This is a genomic window from Eisenbergiella tayi (assembly GCF_001881565.1).
Taxonomy (GTDB): Bacteria; Bacillota; Clostridia; order Lachnospirales; family Lachnospiraceae; genus Eisenbergiella; species Eisenbergiella tayi.
Genome location: NZ_MPDJ01000002.1, coordinates 590,069 through 605,892 on the forward strand (window position 1 = coordinate 590,069; position 15,824 = coordinate 605,892).

The window sequence follows — 15,824 nt, forward strand, 5'->3', positions numbered from 1 at the left end:
AAATATCCTCTGGCCCAAAAGGATTCCATTTACTCTGCAATTCTGGATGCCTATCGTAAACCATTAGTGTACTATTTTCCTTTTAAATATCCCATGTTCTGAGACACTTATTTTCGGCGGTATTACTACACTTAAATGCACCTGGTCTATGCAAACTGCACCTGACATAATATTAATATTTTTATATCTTAACAGCGCGTTTATTATTTCTCTAACATCTTCTTTGGCCTTACCATACATTACTTTTTTTCTATACTTTGGAATAATAACGATATGGTATTAGTATTTTCATTTATTGGTAATATTGTGCTTGAGCCTTCCACAACTCATAATACTTTCCCATTTGCTCCTTCAGAAGAGCATCATGAGTTCCACACTGAACAATCTGCCCTTTATCAAATACAAGTATCCTTTCACAAAATCTACAAGATGAGAGTCTATGTGAAATAAATACTGCCGCCTTTTCTCCAACAATCTATTTCATAGAATCCAACTGTTTTTTTGAGTCACAAAATACTTGCCATGTTTGAATCTGATTCCCTTTAATTATTACTTTCCAGCAAGCGGGAAACTCGCAATATTTTTCTTTGTTTCCCAAATATGAAGCACTTGCTTTTCCTATAATTATGGAAAATTTATCACTTTCAATGTAATCATAAATCTCAATGAGATAATCGGGAAACCAGTTAAAATACCCTTGCCAACCTATTTTCATTTGTTCCTTATTTTCTTTATTACCGTAGGTATCAATGAAATAAAAATCTTCTGACATCATATCAATAATAAGTGACAGGTTTTGATTATTGATTGCTTCAACAAATTTTACTACAATATCTTGCTTCATATTGTATCCTCCCTACGACGTTCATTTTGCGCGCTATTCTCCCCCTACAAACCGGAATTTGTAGTTCGTTCTGATAATACAGACTTAGCTAAGTCTATCTGTTTATTTCGCTCGTTACTAGCTTCAATTTTACTGTTATTATTCAAAAGATTAATAACCTTTACTGCATAATCAGATGATACAATAGCATGACCTCTCATATGTCCGGTTGCAATAGCTTGAGCATAAACTCTTGATGAAAATTTACTTGTTTCATTAATCGAATTTTGGGCAAGGGTATTAGCTAAAAATCCTGCATTTCTTAATTCAAATGCACTTATTTTACTATCAATTCTCTTTTGTAAAATATCACTAGTCTTAGAAATTATATCATTTTTTGACTCCTCATCTCCAATATTTATATAAAAAATGAATCTTTTAGCATTTTTTCTTGCCCAAATTGCTAATTCTTTTTGGGATAATCTTTCCAAAATCTGCTCTAATTCATTTCTTTTATCTACATCATCAATAATTTTTATTTTATATGAAGATGGAGTAGTTATTCTATTTTCAATATATAATTGCCTTTCATGTTCATTCCATGCGTATTCTTCTGGTTTCATCATATATATTCCTCGTTAAATTCCGATTTATCGCTTTTTTTTTATTAGTATAGCATATAAAAATGAACAAAACAAAACTATTATTTAAAAGCTGATGATGCCTAATCTAATACAAACAAAAGCCCTCCCGACTGACACCAAACCAGTCGAAAGGGCCCACACATCCTCTTTATTTCCCACCATTCTCCGCCGTCAGCAGCAGCTCCACAATCCCCCTCTGCGCCTCCTCCGTATAGTAAAACACCTCATACTCATTCCCCTTCGAGCTGATCCGCGTCTCCGCTCCAATCCCGAAATCCGTCCCATACTCCGTTATCTTCCGCAGCGGCATCCGGTTGACGAATTTCAATTCAAACAGCCCCTCATCTAGCAGCATCTGCTCCACCGCCTTTATCGTCAGACGCTTCATCGTGCTCTCATCCCGCAAATCATTCATCTGTCCCACCAGATCACTTAAGGACATCCTCGCAGAGTAATGCAGCTGGGAAGCAATCTCTTCCGTCATCACAAATTCCGTCTTATTCTTTTTCCCCGCCGAACTCTTCACGGCAGCCTCGTCCCCGCTCTCTGCCGCATCCCTTTCATAATCCTGCACCACATCATAATCCAGACTGGAAAACTCCACCGCCCCCAAACTGTCCGGATCATCCGTCTTCCCATGCTCTTTATTAAATTCGATCACCTTCTCCAGGAACACTTCCCCATACTTCTCATACTTAAATTCGCCCACTCCGGATACCGAAAGCATCTCATTCCTATTCACAGGACGGATCACACACATATGTACCAGCGATTTATCCGAGAACACAATATACGGAGGCACCCCTTCCTTTTTCGCCAGCTCCGCCCGCAGGCCCCGCAGGATTTCAAACAGCTTCTCATCCTCTTCATCCAGTTCAAAGGCCGCCGCTCCCCTGCTCTTCTTCCCTTTCTTTTCTCCCGCCGCCTTAGCCGGATGCTCCTGCTCCTTCGCCATCTTCATGGTCACCGTCTCATCCTCTTCCAGAATGAGCTTCGATTTCCCGGTGAGCTTCACCACCGCATACTCATCGTTCGTCACCGCCAGGAATTCATTCAGCATCAGGTAATTCATCACCTGCCGCAGCTTATACGTCGGCACCTTTGCCAGTTCCGCATAATGAGGATTCTCATCCATCCGGTACTGTCTGATTTTCGCCGTATTCGCACCATGTACGGTATCAATGATCACATTCGTCCCATACCTCTGCCTGCACGCCAGCACACATCCGATTAAGGCCCGTGCAATCTCCGTCACATCCACTTCCTCAAACTGGCTCAGGCAATTGGCACAATTACCGCAGTAATTCGATCCATACTCCCCAAAATACCGGAGGATATAATCCCGCAGGCATTCATTGGTAAAGCAGTAGAAGGTCATCTTCCGCAGCCTGTCCCGATCCCTCTCCGTCACCAGATCCCTGGTAAGCGGATCCATTTCCTGATTATCCTGGTTATTGTCAATAAAGAACTGGTTCGTAACCACATCCTGCCCGCCATACAGCAGAATACATTCCGCAGGTTCCCCATCTCTTCCGGCTCTGCCGGCTTCCTGATAGTAGCTCTCCATATTTTTAGGCATACTATAATGTATCACATACCGTACATTTGATTTATCTATCCCCATTCCGAAAGCATTGGTCGCCACCATCACAGGATACCTGTCATAAATAAAATCATCCTGATTCTGCCTTCTTTCCGTATCACTTAACCCCGCATGGTAACGGGTAGCAGGAAAGCCGTCACTCCGCAGCCTGTCGCATACCTCTTCCACCACTTTTCTGGTCAGACAGTAAATGATTCCGCTTTCTTCTCTGTGCATTTCCAGATAATTTTTCATAGTGGCGTACTTATCCTTAGGGGTCTGCACTCCAAAATAAAGATTCGGCCTGTCAAAACCTGTTGTCAGCACCTCCGGAGACTGCAGCATCAGAATATCAATAATATCATCCCTTACTTCCTTAGTAGCCGTAGCAGTAAACGCTCCCACAACAGGCCTTTTGGGAAGACGGGCAATGAATTCCACGATTTTCAGATAGCTGGGACGGAAATCCTGCCCCCACTGGGATACACAATGCGCCTCATCTACCGCCACCATGGAAATATCCGCATTCTGGGCAAAATCCAGGAACTCCTCCGTAACCAGCCGTTCCGGGGCCACATATATAATCGGATATCGCCCGGCTCTCGCATATTCCAGCGCCTTCCGGTACTGTCCCTGTGTGAGTGAACTGTTCAGATATGCGGCATGCACTCCCACGCTGTTCAAGGCTCCCACCTGATCCTTCATCAGGGATATCAGCGGTGAAATAACCAGCGTAATCCCTTTCATCATCAGGGCAGGCACCTGATAGCAGATGGATTTCCCCGCTCCGGTAGGCATGATTCCCAGAACATCCTGTCCCCGCAAAATACTGTCGATCAGCAGCTCCTGTCCGTCTCTGAAGCTATCATAACCAAAATACTGCTTTAATATCTGATTTTTATCCATTCGTTCCTCCAAATGAAAAGCCCGCCGCATCCGGCCGCCCCTTCCTTTTTCCGCCTATTCTTTTCTCCGTCATCTTCGGAATTCCAGGGAGATTTTTCTTCAAGACTCACATAACCCACACATGACAAGGCGCTAACGGCCTCAATAGAATTTTGTTACCTTCATCCTACCATAGATATACACGCTTGTGCAATAAAAAAACTCCTTTTCACCCGCCATTCTTCCGATACTCCCTACCATTTGGGAAACGGCACCGTGCTGATATTAGGTGCCACACCGCTGTGCTCCAGTTTTTCCCGATATGTCGCTTCCCACGTCTCATTCCAGAAGTAAAGCCGGAAACATCTGTAAAAATGATATCCATACAGGCAGACTGTCGCCGCAATCAGCAGCCAGAGCACAAAAGCCAGCAAACCGGACGGGATAGTCTTATTATCGATTCCTACAGCCCTGGCCCACTCTGCCAGAGCAGAAACAGCTATGGAGCGGTCATGTTTTCTGCCGGTTCCCAGCATGCCCAGCCTGACTACATTATTTGCATCATATACGAATGCAGACATCGCTGTCACAGAACAGCTGAGTATCACTGCAGTACCGGATTTTACCAGTCTGTCAAAATAACTTTTAAGACGCACATAAATCTCAAGCCCCCTGTCAAAAGCCTTTCCGGGAAGCTTTCCTTCCCCTAAGCTGCTGCTCAGCATAAGATTTCCCAGAGAAGCCATCAATCCGCAGGATAATATCACGGCCGCACCTTCCGTATTATTCCTGTTATTATCCGACAGCCACGCCGCATTCTCCTCCGCATTTACCGCATATCCCACACTGCCGTCTGCAAACTTCTTCCAGTCCTTCTCTCTTTCTTTTTCCGTACAACCTCTTCTCCTCACGGTCAGAAACAGCCCTATAACCACTCCGATCGAAGAAAGGAATCCTATGATTCCTGAGACAAACGCTTCTACTGCAAAACCCGGCAGACGCCTCAGAAGGAACAGAGAATAACACTCCTCACTCTGCCCTGCCAGCAAAACACTTCCCAGCAGACTGCACATAATTCCCGGCCCCATATATAGCAAACCGAAGGCTATTATCAATTTACCCAACTCCGCCGCACCTTCCGCCTGCCAGCCGCCTATCAGTATTAAGTAAAAAGCGCTGAAAAGCAACGTAAAAAGGCCGAAAAGAAAAACGACTCCTTTATGCTCCTTCCACAGCCGGAAAGACAAAAACTGTTCTTCCTCCACCATCATCCGTCTACCCGTCTTTTCACATCGCCTGCCCCAAAGCAGATTTCTCGTCCATTCCCCAGCCTTTGCAGACATCCACCCATTCCCCGGTTCCGGAATATGTTTCCAGTTCCTCCATGGTCAGTTCAATAGCACTGTTGCTGCTGCCGCAGGCAGGAAACACGGTATGGAACCGTTTCAGGGATTCGTCCAGATAAATCTTCACGCCTTCATTTACCGCAAAAGGACAGACACCTCCTACCGCATGTCCGATTTTTTCTTCCACTTCCGCGGCCGGAATCATTTTCGCCTTTGTCCCGAACCTGGTCTTATATTTGGCATTATCTATTTTTGCGTCTCCGGCTGCTACAACGAGGATGCACCCGTCTGCAGTCTCAAAGGACAGCGTCTTTGCAATCCTGCTGCCTTCGCAGTTAAGGGCCTGCGCCGCCAGTTCCACCGTAGCGCTGGATACCTGGAATTCTCTGATTCTTCCGTCCGCACTCCACTGTTTTAAATATTCTCTTACTTTATCAATCGCCATAATCTGCCTTCCTTTCCGCATTCCAACCTTTATTTTATTACAATGCCCATCAGCTTTGCAAGATCTGCGGCCTGATAAATATCCGCCACAGCCCCTCTGAGTTCATTTTTCTCTTCCGACACAATTATTCCCTCCACATCGTTGCCCCTCAAATCCATCCCCTTCAGCGACGTATGGAAAAAACTGGCCCTCTTCAAGTTCAAATCCTTCCACTCCACCTTTTTAAAACGGCAGTCCGCAAGATAGCTTTCCTGCATATCACATCCGGCCAGGCTGGCAGATTCCCATCTGGATCCGCTGAAATTGGCAAAAGACAGGCTGCATTCCTCCCACCTTGTTTCTTTCAGAAGGCTTTCATGGAAATCGGCGCCCACGCCTTTTACAAACAGGAATTCACATCGGTTAAAATAGCAGTCATCCAGAACGCTGTTGGAAAAATCACAGTTTCTGAACTGCACGTCAATAAAGCTTGCCTTTTCAAAATTACAATGAAAAAAGGTACAGTTTTCAAAAACCACGCCCTCCAGGTTAAGCTTATAAAAATCCTCATTTTCAGCCATCAGTCCTCTGATGCGGCATTGCTCCACCAGCATGTCTTCCCGACGCGCATCCTGCAGATATGCCAGGCCATCCTCAATTTCCCGCAGCGAAGCTGATAATACCGGCGGCGCTGTTTTCAAACTCTTTTTTTCCATATCTGATTCCTCGTATGTTTCTCTTATTCAGGCTTTGTATTTCTAACTGTTAAGTCTATCACAGTCTGCCTGAAAGGGAAAGACCACACCCACAAAAAGCGCCAAAAAAGCGCCCCGATAAAATAATTCTTTTATCGGGGCGCCCTGCTTTGGAGGACTATATCAGAAAATATGGAAACTGATTTATTTCCCAGCCGGCCGGCGTATTCCGTCAGCCATCAATGGAAATATAGTTGTGGTCTTCCACAGCCTTTTTCTCTTCTGTCTTGGGAACCGAAAGCTTCAGGATACCATGTTTGAAGTTCGCCCTGATATCCGAGCGCTCTACATTTTCTCCCACATAGAAGGTACGGCTGCATGCACCTGCATAACGTTCTCTGCGGATATATTTGCCTTTCTTTTCTTCTTCCTTATCCAGGCCTTTCTCTGCACTGATGGTGAGATAGCCATCCTCCAGCTCCACCTGGATTTCGTCCTTCTTGAAACCGGGCAGATCCACATCCAGTTCGTAGGCAGAATCTGTTTCACGGACATCCGTTTTCATCAGGCGTGCCGCATTTTTTCCGTACAGCGGATTCTTCCTTCCAAAAAACTCCTTATTCATTCTTTTTTCCCATTTATCATCAAACGGGAAATCCATAAAATCATCAAATAAATTTTCTCCAAAAATGCTGGGCATCAACATATGTCATTCCTCCATTCTTTGTATCAATCCTGTCAGATACAGTACGGCTTTATCCTTCGATGGCTATATACTTATTCTCTTCTACCTTGGGCTGTGCTTCTTCCTTCGGTACAGACAGCTTCAGGATGCCATTTTCAAATTTTGCTTTGATATCCTCCTGTTTTACCGAATCTCCAACCTGGAAGCTTCTGCTGCAGGATCCCATGTACCGCTCTCTTCTGATGTATTTGCCATTTTCGTCCTTTTCATCGTTATCTTTCTTCGTGGAAGCGCTGATGGTAAGATAGCCATCCTTCAATTCCACCTTAATATCTTCTTTGCTGAAACCGGGCATATCGACATCCAGCTCATAGTGTCCATCATTGTCCCTGATATCGGTCTTCATCAGGCTGCTTTCATTGTAGCTTCCGAACGGGAATCTCATCCAGTCATCAAATAAATCTTCTCCAAAAATACTAGGCATCAACATAATCAATCGCTCCTTTTCGTAAATAATATAGTTTTGTTTACAAGTTTGGAACGCGGGTACTGACTTTGGTATAAAAAGTAACCGACCTCTTTCGGTGTATCATGCTTTTTGTATCTTTGTCTTTATGTCTTTCCCTTTGTTCTACATGTAATATAACACGCATTATTAGCAGAGTCAAGAGGTGAGTGCTAAATTAATTATAAAAAAACTATAAAGTTCGCGTAAATGAAGCTATTTTCCCAAAGAAACAGCAGTCATATCCCCTTGCTGATTCGTCTTTCCTTGATTTTCTGCAGACCCAATACTATTGCCAGTCCCGCCAGACAGGCTATTATATTGAAGTTGGAAAAGCTCAGGGCTTCTTTAGGTACCGATAAGGTCGTCGGCCCCATTACAATGGCGTACAGCGAACCGATCATCATACCCAGAATAACAAATATCGTTTGGGGCCGGAATTTCTCCAGGCATATTTTGATTATCCTCACTACCGATACCGCGCCGGATATTACGCCGCAGCCGAAAAACAGCATGGAAGGGATATAGGAAAAATGGAAATGCAGAATCTCTTTTACCGCCGTAACAACAGGCATATAGGCGCCGAACACCAGCAGCAGCGTCGATCCTGATATTCCCGGCAAAAACATTGCCGATATGGACACCATTCCGATGAGAAACAGCTTTATCCCTTCCGTCAAAGAAAACACGGATAAATCCATGCCTGCCGATTCTGATCTGCTGTTATAATAGGTAATCAGAGCAACAACAGCAATTCCTGCCAACAGGCAGATCACATTCTTTATCCCAATTTTAATATTCTTTTTTTCTTCCGATATAATAAGAGGGATAGCGCCGAGAATAAAACCTATGAATAAAGAACTGACAAGGTAAATCTTGCTTTCAAATAATGCGGAAAGCACAAGCACAGCGGCAATCATACCCGCCGCCCATCCCACGCCAAGCTTTAATAAATATTTGAGTCCTTCTGTCTTTTCTTCTTTTTTTCCGAATACCACATTATTGATGGATGCTATAAAATGGTCATAAAATCCCATTATAAAAGCTATCGTACCGCCGGATACTCCCGGCACGCTGTCAGCAAGCGCCATGCAGACGCCGTTAATTCCTTCCTGTATCATTGTTTTTTCCTTTCTGCCATTGATTCCTAATAGGATTCCCAAATTTTACGAATTTTATCTTCCCTGTAATCGACTCGCATGTATTCTTTTTACGGCAGAAATTGAATCACTAAAAAAGATCCGATGCAAATACATCCGATCTCTTTAAAATAACTATATACAAAATAGAAGCCGCTGCCTGACTCGCAATCATAGCAGCATAAGCAATGTGCCTGCCACTATCAGAACTAATCCCGACGCTGATTTCCTGTTCAGCTTTTCATGGAATACCAGATATGCAAACCCTATCGTAATCAGAATACTGAGTTTATCTATCGGAACCACCACGCTCGCAGGCCCTGTCTGCAGCGCCCTGTAATAGCACAGCCAGGAACCCCCTGTCGCAAATCCGGAGAGTATCAGAAAGATCCAGCTCTTTTTATCTATGCTTCGTATCGTATTCTGTTTTTTAGTAACAAACACAACAATCCATGCCATGATCAATACAACGATTGTACGGATGGCCGTTCCCAAATTGGAATTAATCCCTTCAATGCCAACCTTGCCGAGTATGGAAGTCAGACTCGCAAAAACAGCCGAGCCAAAAGCATAAATAAGCCATTTACCATTCTGCTCCCCTGTCCCTTCCGTTTTCTTCTTTTCAATCATCAGAAATGTTCCCACGGCGATCAGAACGATGGCTGCGGCCTTAATCCATGTAATCCCTTCCTTCAGAAAAATAATCGCTAATATCATGGTGAGAATTGTACTAGACTTATCTATCGGCGTAACCTTATTCACATCGCCCAGCTGCAGTGCCTTAAAATAGCATAGCCAAGAAGCCCCTGTCGCAATTCCGGAAAGTATCAGAAATACAAGGGTCCGTGTGCTGACCTCAGAAAGCCCTCCCTGGGATCCCGTAATAAATACCATAAGCCATGAAAAGGCAAGAACGACAATAGTTCTTATTGCTGTCGCGACGTTGGAATCTATGTTCTTAATCCCGCACTTTGCCAAAATAGCTGTTAAACCTGCAAAAACAGCCGAACCGAACGCAAATGCTATCCACATAACCAAACCTCTTTTCTCTTATTGCCCTTCCGCTTTCTTTGCCGTCCTTTTGCTTTATACGGTATTTTACCGGCTTCCTCGTTCCATATATTCTGTCATATACGCCCTGATTTTACGGAACTGCTCCCTTGTGACCGGGTTCTGCGACTCAAAATCCATCAGCTTCAGCAGATATCCCTGCCTTTTCACAATCTGCCTGCTTTCCGGAAACTGCAGTTCAAAAACCAGGGAAATATGTCCCACCAGATGATCCGCAGCCGTCCTCTTCAGGCTGCGCAGAATGGCATGCTCCTCGTAAAAAGCCTCCATTACGGCTTCCGAAACCGGACAGCTCCTGAGTTCCTGTGAAGATACATTATAAATTTCCTCCGGAGGGAAATCCACATTCACCTTCAGAATGTCTATTTTATCCGCATCCCGCAGGATATGACAGAACCTTTCCGTCCTCTCATCCGGCATATCGGGAATGCGGTACGCGCTGTGATACCGTACCGCATTCCAAAGCAGCGTATCTTCCGATGCATCCTCTGTATAATCCCTGATTTTTCCCTGTTCAAAAAGGATCTGCGCTCCGTATTCCGCATGATCAATGGAATCGGCGTCTATAAAGGTTCCGTAATTTTTCAGCTGTTCGAAACGGCCCGCATCATGAAGAAGCCCGGTAAACCAGGCCAGATCCTGTTCCTCTTTTTCCAGCTCCAGCGACCTGGCTATCTGTTCGCACAGTCCGGCCACCCGGAAGGTATGCTCAATTTTCAAACGGACTTTTTCTTCCTCCGCATTATAATGACTCACGTAATCACGAAAAGCTGCTTCCGCTTTCCCTCTGTCTATATTCATGTTTCCTTCCTTTTCTGGCTCAGACACTTTTTCCCGTCTTTATCAAAAGCTTTATGCAGCGCTTTTTCCGTGGGTGCAACAACACCGATTAAAGGGATCATCTGGATAAAGCAAAGCACCCCTCCCACAGTTCCCACCGTATCCTCGCCTTTTCCATATAAAAACAGGAAAACAACCAGGGTGATGGCACCCGTGACAATACCGGAAATTTTCCAGATCCTTCCCATATAATGATGGGCGAACTGCCAGGTATCCTCATTTTTCATGGACATGGAGGTCCTGTAACCGACCGCCGAATTGATCTCCCGCGGAGGCCTGCTCTGAAATCTCTTTCCAAAGCCAAACATACATATCGGTATCAGTAAATCCATCAGAAACATATAAATCCAGAATCCCATTCCTTACACCGCCTTCCTGTCTGTCATTGTATTCATGCGCACGCTGATCTGCATTGCTTTGCTTAATACTGTCATATGCCGCTGATGCCGGAAATACTTTGAACTTCATCTGTTTACATCACCTCGACAACCTCGAAGCGTTCAAACGTAATGGGCGTCTGATCGTTAAAAGTATAGCCTCGCCTGGCGGCGTCCCGTGTCCAATAGCGTATATTGCCCGCCTTCCATTGTTCAAAGGTTTCGTCCTCACCCTCAAGCTTTACCATATCCCAAGTCAGGTCGCAGAACTTCACCGTTTCAAGGTGCACCGTCTTTATCACACAGGCCGGATTGCCGCGCCCGTCAAGTACCAGTGATAAATCGCCCACATTTGGTTTCTGATCGCTCTCCAATACCACCGAGACTGTCGCCGTTTTCTTTCCGGACAGTACCAGCGCCAAAAGTTCGTCTGCCATTTCCGAGCTGTCGCCAAAGGCAAAGCGTTCAAAATAGTCATTATTTGTGTTTTCCATCGAATTCATTTTTTATTTAATCCTCTCATAATTGATACTTCATCGTTCCCCTACTATCCTCCAAAGACAGACTGCTCATTTCCTGTTACAGCGTTAAGCTTCCGTCTAAGGAGAAGCCGTAACCGGCCGGGAAAAACTATTTTTATCATACGCGATCCTAAATTCCTTGTCAATGAAACCAAAACAGGCTTTTCCTTTTTCCGCCGGAAAAGCCTGTACCCGAAATCCTATGAAACCAGTTATCCCTTCATAGCTTAACACTCTGCTATTTCCTGTCACACGGCAAACTGGCTGTTATAAAGCTGTGCATAAAAACCTTCCGCCTTCAGCAGTTCCTCATGCCGCCCCTGCTCAATCACCTTACCGTCCTTCATCACCAGAATCACATCCGCCTCCCGGATAGTGGAAAGACGGTGGGCGACGATGAAACTGGTCCTGCCCTCCATCAAGCGGGCAAAGGCCTCCTGGATTTTCATTTCCGTTCTCGTATCGATAGAGGATGTAGCCTCGTCCAGGATCAGCATGGGAGGCAGGCAAAGCATAACCCTTGTGATACAAAGCAGCTGCTTCTGCCCCTGGGACAGGCTTCCCCCATCCTCCGAGATCACCGTATCATATCCATCAGACAGACGCTTAATAAAGCTGTGGGCGTGGGACGCCTTCGCGGCAGCCACAATTTCTTCCTCCGTGGCATCCGGTTTTCCCATCACAATATTTTCCCGGATGGTCCCCGCCTTCAGCCAGGTATCCTGAAGCACCATTCCGAATCCGGTGCGCAGGCTCTTTCTTGTCATATCCCTGATATCCGTACCGTCTATCTGTATTTCACCGCTGTCCACATCATAAAAACGCATCAGCAGATTGATCATGGTCGTCTTCCCGCAGCCGGTAGGCCCCACAATCGCCACTCTCTGCCCGGGCTTTACCGCCAGGTTAAAATCCTCAATCAGCCTCTGTTCCGGCGCATAAGAAAAATACACATGGGACAGATTTATTTTCCCCCGGAACGCATTGGCCAGATCCACTGCATTCTCTTTTTCCGGCACCTGCGGCTCTTCCTCAATCAAATCAAAAATCCGTCCCGCACAGGCCAGGGCATTCTGCAACTCGGTCACCACCCCTGAAATCTCATTAAAGGGCTTCGTATACTGGTTGGCATAGCTTAACAGACAGGACAAATCACCTACGCTGATCCGCCCCGCAACCGCAGTCAGAGCGCCCACCAGGCCAACGCCTGTATATACCACATTGTTAACGAACCGAGTAGCCGGATTTGTAATCGAAGAATAAAAAATAGCTTTCAGGGAGCATTTTTCCAGCCGGTCATTGATTTCATCAAACTGCTCCATTGCCTTCTCTTCATGGCTGAAAGCCTGCACCACCCTTTGATTTCCTATCATCTCATCAATCAGGGATGTCTGCTCTCCCCTCGTTTCCGACTGCAGCCGGAACATGGTAAACGTCCGCTTCGCAATAAAAGCCGCCACAAAAAAGGACAGAGGCGTAATCAATACCACCACAAAAGTAATCCCCACATTAGTAGCCAGCATGAAGAGAATGGTTCCCACAATGGTCATCACCCCTGTAAACAGCTGGGTAAAACCCATGAGCAGACCGTCCGCAAACTGATCCACATCCGCGATTACCCGGCTGACAATCTCACCATAAGAATGACTGTCAATATATTTCAAAGGAAGGATTTCAATTTTCCGGAAGGCTTCATTCCTGATATCCCTCACAATATGATAAGTCATTTTATTATTGCAGATATTCATAATCCACTGGGCCAGCCCGGTAAAAACAATAGCGACGGCGATCTGCTTTAAAATAGCAAGTACAGCAGGAAAATCCACCTTTCCCGCCCCAATAATATGATCAATAGCCCGCCCTGTAAGCTTTGGCACATACAAAGTCAGCGCCACGCTCACCGCGGCAAAAAACAGGGATAGCCCCAGATAGAACCAATAAGGCTTCAAATAGCGCAGGACCTTGACAAACGTATCTTTTTGTGCAGTTATTTTCTGTTTTCCCTTTGCCATCTTAAGCCTCCTTTGCCTTCTCAAACTGGGAATAATAAATTTCCTGATAAGCCGGACAGCTTTCAAGAAGCTCCTCATGAGTACCGATTCCCGCCATTTCCCCATCATCCATTACAATGATCTGATCCGCATAACGGATGGAGGAAGCCCTCTGGGAAACAAGAAACACCGTAGGACTGTCCTTCATTTCCCTGACAGCCTTACGAAGCCTGGCATCCGTGGCAAAATCCAGTGCGGAGGCGCTGTCATCCAGAATCAGGATTTCCGGCGACCTCACCAAAGCCCTGGCGATAGTAAGACGCTGCTTCTGCCCCCCGGAAAGATTTTTTCCGCCCTGGGCAACCGGCGCATCCAGCCCCCCTTCCCTGGTATCTATAAATTCCCTGGCCTGGGAAATATCCAACGCACGGTAAATCTCCTCATCCGTAGCGTCCTCCTTCCCCCAAAGCAGGTTTTCCCGTATTGTCCCCTTAAATAAAACCGCCTTCTGCAGGACAACGCCCACCTTCCTGCGCAGCTCCTCCAGACTATACTCCCTTACATCCTTCCCGCACACCAGCACCCGTCCCCTGGTAGCATCATAAAAACGGGGAATCAGATTTACCAGAGAAGATTTTCCCGAACCGGTCCCCCCGATAACCCCGATTGTCTGCCCCTTATATGCCGTAAAATTAATATCCGTCAAAGACTCCGCCCCAGCATTCTTATAGGTCAGCCCCACATTTTCAAACCGCACCGCCGGAACCCCATCCTGCTGCGCCGCCCTTTCACGAGACAGCTCATCCCCCTGGAACTCCCCGCTTCCATGAAATGCTTCGTTTCTATGGAATGCTTCGCTTCCATCCTTCCCATCAGAATCCCCCGGATCCTTCATACTCGTCTGAATCTCAAAAATACCCTGAATCCGGTTCCCGCAGGCTATCGCCTTAGTAATCGTGATAATCAGATTAGCCAGCTTAATCAACTCCACCAATATCTGAGACATATAATTCACAAGAGCCACCACAGCCCCCTGCGTAATTATCCCGCCTTCCACCCGCCATGCTCCGATCCAAATCAACACAATAACCGCGCCATTAATAATAATATAAGTAACAGGATTCATCAGCGCAGAAATCTTACCCACATACTTCTGCATCGAAGTCAGCCCATCATTGCTCTCCTCAAACCGGGCAATCTCACTCTCCTCCTTATTAAAGGCCCTCAGCACACGCACCCCCGTCAGATTCTCCCTCGTAATTCCCAGAACCCTGTCAAGCCCTCCCTGCACCTTCTTATAAAGAGGCATCGTAACCATCATAATACCGAAAACCACCACAGAAAGCACCGGAATTGTCACCACAAAAATCAAAGCCGCCTTCACATCAATCGTAAAAGCCATAACCATAGCCCCGAACACAATAAAAGGCGAACGCAGAAACAGACGCAGCACCATATTCACCCCATTCTGTACCTGATTCGAATCACTCGTCATCCTCGTAATCAACGTAGAAGTCCCGATAGTATCCATCTCCGTAAAAGACAGCCCCTGAATATGAGCAAACAAAGCATGCTTCATCTTAGCCGCAAACCCAACCGCTGCCTTCGCAGCAAAATACTGAGCCGTAATCGAACACACCAGCCCGACCACCCCCAGCATTATCATAACCAGGCACATCTTCCCGATATACCCCCTGTCCCCATTACCGATACCCGTATCAATAATAGCCGCCATAACCAAAGGCACCAACAACTCAAAAGAAGCCTCCAACAACTTAAAAAGCGGCGCCAGAACCGTCTCCTTCTTATAATCCTTCAAATAAACAAGTAATTTCTTCACACCCTCACTCCTTCAATTCCCAGCCATCCATGCAGACCCTGTTCCAAAACACACAAGCCATCCCAACTAACCAGCCCGTCCGCCCGCATCAACTGCCACTCAACAATATCCTTGCCAAAATTCCTCATCTATCGTATCATAAAATCAAATATATGAAAATTATTATATTTATATATAACCCATATCTTTTTCATATACTTACTTTTATAGACTTTCTATCTCAACCTACACTGAACTTATTTTCCAGCTTCGTGAATTCCTGCCATCTGCCGTCCGCGTTATCGCCGCCTCCGCACACAGGAACCCCGTGCCATGCCGTGTTCCCTGGTGGGGCACGCTTTCGCTCTGCTAAAAACGCAGCGGTACTAAGATTGCACAGGACGCAATCTAAGGACCGGCGTTTTTAGAAGGCCCCGTCAGGGAACACGGCATGGCACGGGGTTCCTGTGTGCGGAG

Annotated in this window: 16 protein-coding genes and 1 pseudogene; all 17 read right to left on the reverse strand. The window is 45.8% G+C overall.

Annotated elements, in window-relative coordinates; genetic code table 11:
* Positions 1-2: 2 nt before the first annotated feature.
* A pseudogene (gene tnpA, locus BLA28_RS34665) lies at positions 3-273 on the reverse strand (IS200/IS605 family transposase); the annotation flags it as partial.
* Positions 274-475: 202 nt separating this feature from the next.
* A complete protein-coding gene (locus BLA28_RS11080; protein WP_071699164.1) occupies positions 476-844 on the reverse strand; it encodes a nuclear transport factor 2 family protein in 369 nt (122 codons plus the stop codon).
* A 44-nt stretch (positions 845-888) separates the two neighbouring features.
* Positions 889-1,449, reverse strand: a complete 561-nt coding sequence (locus BLA28_RS11085) for a putative immunity protein (RefSeq protein ID WP_081329912.1) — start codon at positions 1,447-1,449, stop codon at positions 889-891.
* 166 nt (positions 1,450-1,615) lie between these two features.
* Positions 1,616-3,955: a DNA helicase RecQ gene (gene recQ, locus BLA28_RS11090; RefSeq protein ID WP_081365614.1), complete on the reverse strand. Its 2,340-nt coding sequence runs from the start codon at positions 3,953-3,955 to the stop codon at positions 1,616-1,618.
* A 233-nt stretch (positions 3,956-4,188) separates the two neighbouring features.
* Positions 4,189-5,277, reverse strand: a complete 1,089-nt coding sequence (locus BLA28_RS11095) for a hypothetical protein (protein ID WP_141702897.1) — start codon at positions 5,275-5,277, stop codon at positions 4,189-4,191.
* On the reverse strand, positions 5,222-5,725 hold the full coding sequence (locus BLA28_RS11100; protein ID WP_069157341.1) for a YbaK/EbsC family protein: 504 nt from the start codon (positions 5,723-5,725) through the stop codon (positions 5,222-5,224). Before BLA28_RS11100 ends, BLA28_RS11095 begins: the two co-directional genes overlap by 56 nt.
* 29 nt (positions 5,726-5,754) lie before the next feature.
* Positions 5,755-6,420 carry a pentapeptide repeat-containing protein gene (locus BLA28_RS11105; protein ID WP_069156700.1) on the reverse strand — a complete coding sequence of 222 codons (666 nt, stop codon included), beginning with the start codon at positions 6,418-6,420 and terminating at the stop codon, positions 5,755-5,757.
* A 211-nt stretch (positions 6,421-6,631) separates the two neighbouring features.
* Positions 6,632-7,105, reverse strand: coding sequence for an Hsp20/alpha crystallin family protein (locus BLA28_RS11110; protein ID WP_071699165.1), 474 nt, complete (start codon positions 7,103-7,105; stop codon positions 6,632-6,634).
* A 49-nt stretch (positions 7,106-7,154) separates the two neighbouring features.
* A complete protein-coding gene (locus BLA28_RS11115; protein WP_071699166.1) occupies positions 7,155-7,574 on the reverse strand; it encodes an Hsp20/alpha crystallin family protein in 420 nt (139 codons plus the stop codon).
* A 254-nt stretch (positions 7,575-7,828) separates the two neighbouring features.
* Positions 7,829-8,710, reverse strand: a complete 882-nt coding sequence (locus BLA28_RS11120; protein ID WP_069156702.1) for a DUF368 domain-containing protein — start codon at positions 8,708-8,710, stop codon at positions 7,829-7,831.
* A gap of 189 nt (positions 8,711-8,899) precedes the next feature.
* Positions 8,900-9,760, reverse strand: coding sequence for an EamA family transporter (locus BLA28_RS11125; protein WP_071699167.1), 861 nt, complete (start codon positions 9,758-9,760; stop codon positions 8,900-8,902).
* 66 nt (positions 9,761-9,826) lie between these two features.
* Positions 9,827-10,600 (reverse strand): HD domain-containing protein, encoded by a 774-nt coding sequence (locus tag BLA28_RS11130; RefSeq protein ID WP_071699168.1) that lies wholly within the window; start codon positions 10,598-10,600, stop codon positions 9,827-9,829.
* Entirely contained in the window at positions 10,597-10,998 is a 402-nt protein-coding gene (locus BLA28_RS11135; RefSeq protein ID WP_069153997.1) for an SdpI family protein, read from the reverse strand. The genes BLA28_RS11130 and BLA28_RS11135 overlap by 4 nt, the downstream gene beginning before the upstream one ends.
* A gap of 113 nt (positions 10,999-11,111) precedes the next feature.
* Complete coding sequence (locus BLA28_RS11140) at positions 11,112-11,510, reverse strand: ASCH domain-containing protein (protein ID WP_207650795.1); 399 nt, start codon at positions 11,508-11,510, stop codon at positions 11,112-11,114.
* Positions 11,511-11,785: 275 nt separating this feature from the next.
* Positions 11,786-13,549 (reverse strand): ABC transporter ATP-binding protein, encoded by a 1,764-nt coding sequence (locus tag BLA28_RS11145; protein ID WP_071699170.1) that lies wholly within the window; start codon positions 13,547-13,549, stop codon positions 11,786-11,788.
* 1 nt (position 13,550) lies between these two features.
* Positions 13,551-15,368 (reverse strand): ABC transporter ATP-binding protein, encoded by a 1,818-nt coding sequence (locus BLA28_RS11150; RefSeq protein ID WP_071699171.1) that lies wholly within the window; start codon positions 15,366-15,368, stop codon positions 13,551-13,553.
* Complete coding sequence (locus BLA28_RS34415) at positions 15,365-15,496, reverse strand: hypothetical protein (RefSeq protein WP_278336438.1); 132 nt, start codon at positions 15,494-15,496, stop codon at positions 15,365-15,367. Before BLA28_RS34415 ends, BLA28_RS11150 begins: the two co-directional genes overlap by 4 nt.
* Positions 15,497-15,824 lie beyond the last annotated feature (328 nt).

Excerpts from the sequence above, each read along its gene's own strand:
- BLA28_RS11080 (WP_071699164.1), bottom strand. The coding sequence starts at position 844 with ATGAAGCAAGATATTGTAGTAAAATTTGTTGAAGCAATCAATAATCAA.
- BLA28_RS11085 (WP_081329912.1), bottom strand. The coding sequence starts at position 1,449 with ATGATGAAACCAGAAGAATACGCATGGAATGAACATGAAAGGCAATTA.
- recQ (WP_081365614.1), bottom strand. The coding sequence starts at position 3,955 with ATGGATAAAAATCAGATATTAAAGCAGTATTTTGGTTATGATAGCTTC.
- BLA28_RS11095 (WP_141702897.1), bottom strand. The coding sequence starts at position 5,277 with ATGTCTGCAAAGGCTGGGGAATGGACGAGAAATCTGCTTTGGGGCAGG.
- BLA28_RS11100 (WP_069157341.1), bottom strand. The coding sequence starts at position 5,725 with ATGGCGATTGATAAAGTAAGAGAATATTTAAAACAGTGGAGTGCGGAC.
- BLA28_RS11105 (WP_069156700.1), bottom strand. The coding sequence starts at position 6,420 with ATGGAAAAAAAGAGTTTGAAAACAGCGCCGCCGGTATTATCAGCTTCG.
- BLA28_RS11110 (WP_071699165.1), bottom strand. The coding sequence starts at position 7,105 with ATGTTGATGCCCAGCATTTTTGGAGAAAATTTATTTGATGATTTTATG.
- BLA28_RS11115 (WP_071699166.1), bottom strand. The coding sequence starts at position 7,574 with ATGTTGATGCCTAGTATTTTTGGAGAAGATTTATTTGATGACTGGATG.
- BLA28_RS11120 (WP_069156702.1), bottom strand. The coding sequence starts at position 8,710 with ATGATACAGGAAGGAATTAACGGCGTCTGCATGGCGCTTGCTGACAGC.
- BLA28_RS11125 (WP_071699167.1), bottom strand. The coding sequence starts at position 9,760 with ATGTGGATAGCATTTGCGTTCGGTTCGGCTGTTTTTGCAGGTTTAACA.
- BLA28_RS11130 (WP_071699168.1), bottom strand. The coding sequence starts at position 10,600 with ATGAATATAGACAGAGGGAAAGCGGAAGCAGCTTTTCGTGATTACGTG.
- BLA28_RS11135 (WP_069153997.1), bottom strand. The coding sequence starts at position 10,998 with ATGGGATTCTGGATTTATATGTTTCTGATGGATTTACTGATACCGATA.
- BLA28_RS11140 (WP_207650795.1), bottom strand. The coding sequence starts at position 11,510 with ATGGAAAACACAAATAATGACTATTTTGAACGCTTTGCCTTTGGCGAC.
- BLA28_RS11145 (WP_071699170.1), bottom strand. The coding sequence starts at position 13,549 with ATGGCAAAGGGAAAACAGAAAATAACTGCACAAAAAGATACGTTTGTC.
- BLA28_RS34415 (WP_278336438.1), bottom strand. The coding sequence starts at position 15,496 with ATGAGGAATTTTGGCAAGGATATTGTTGAGTGGCAGTTGATGCGGGCG.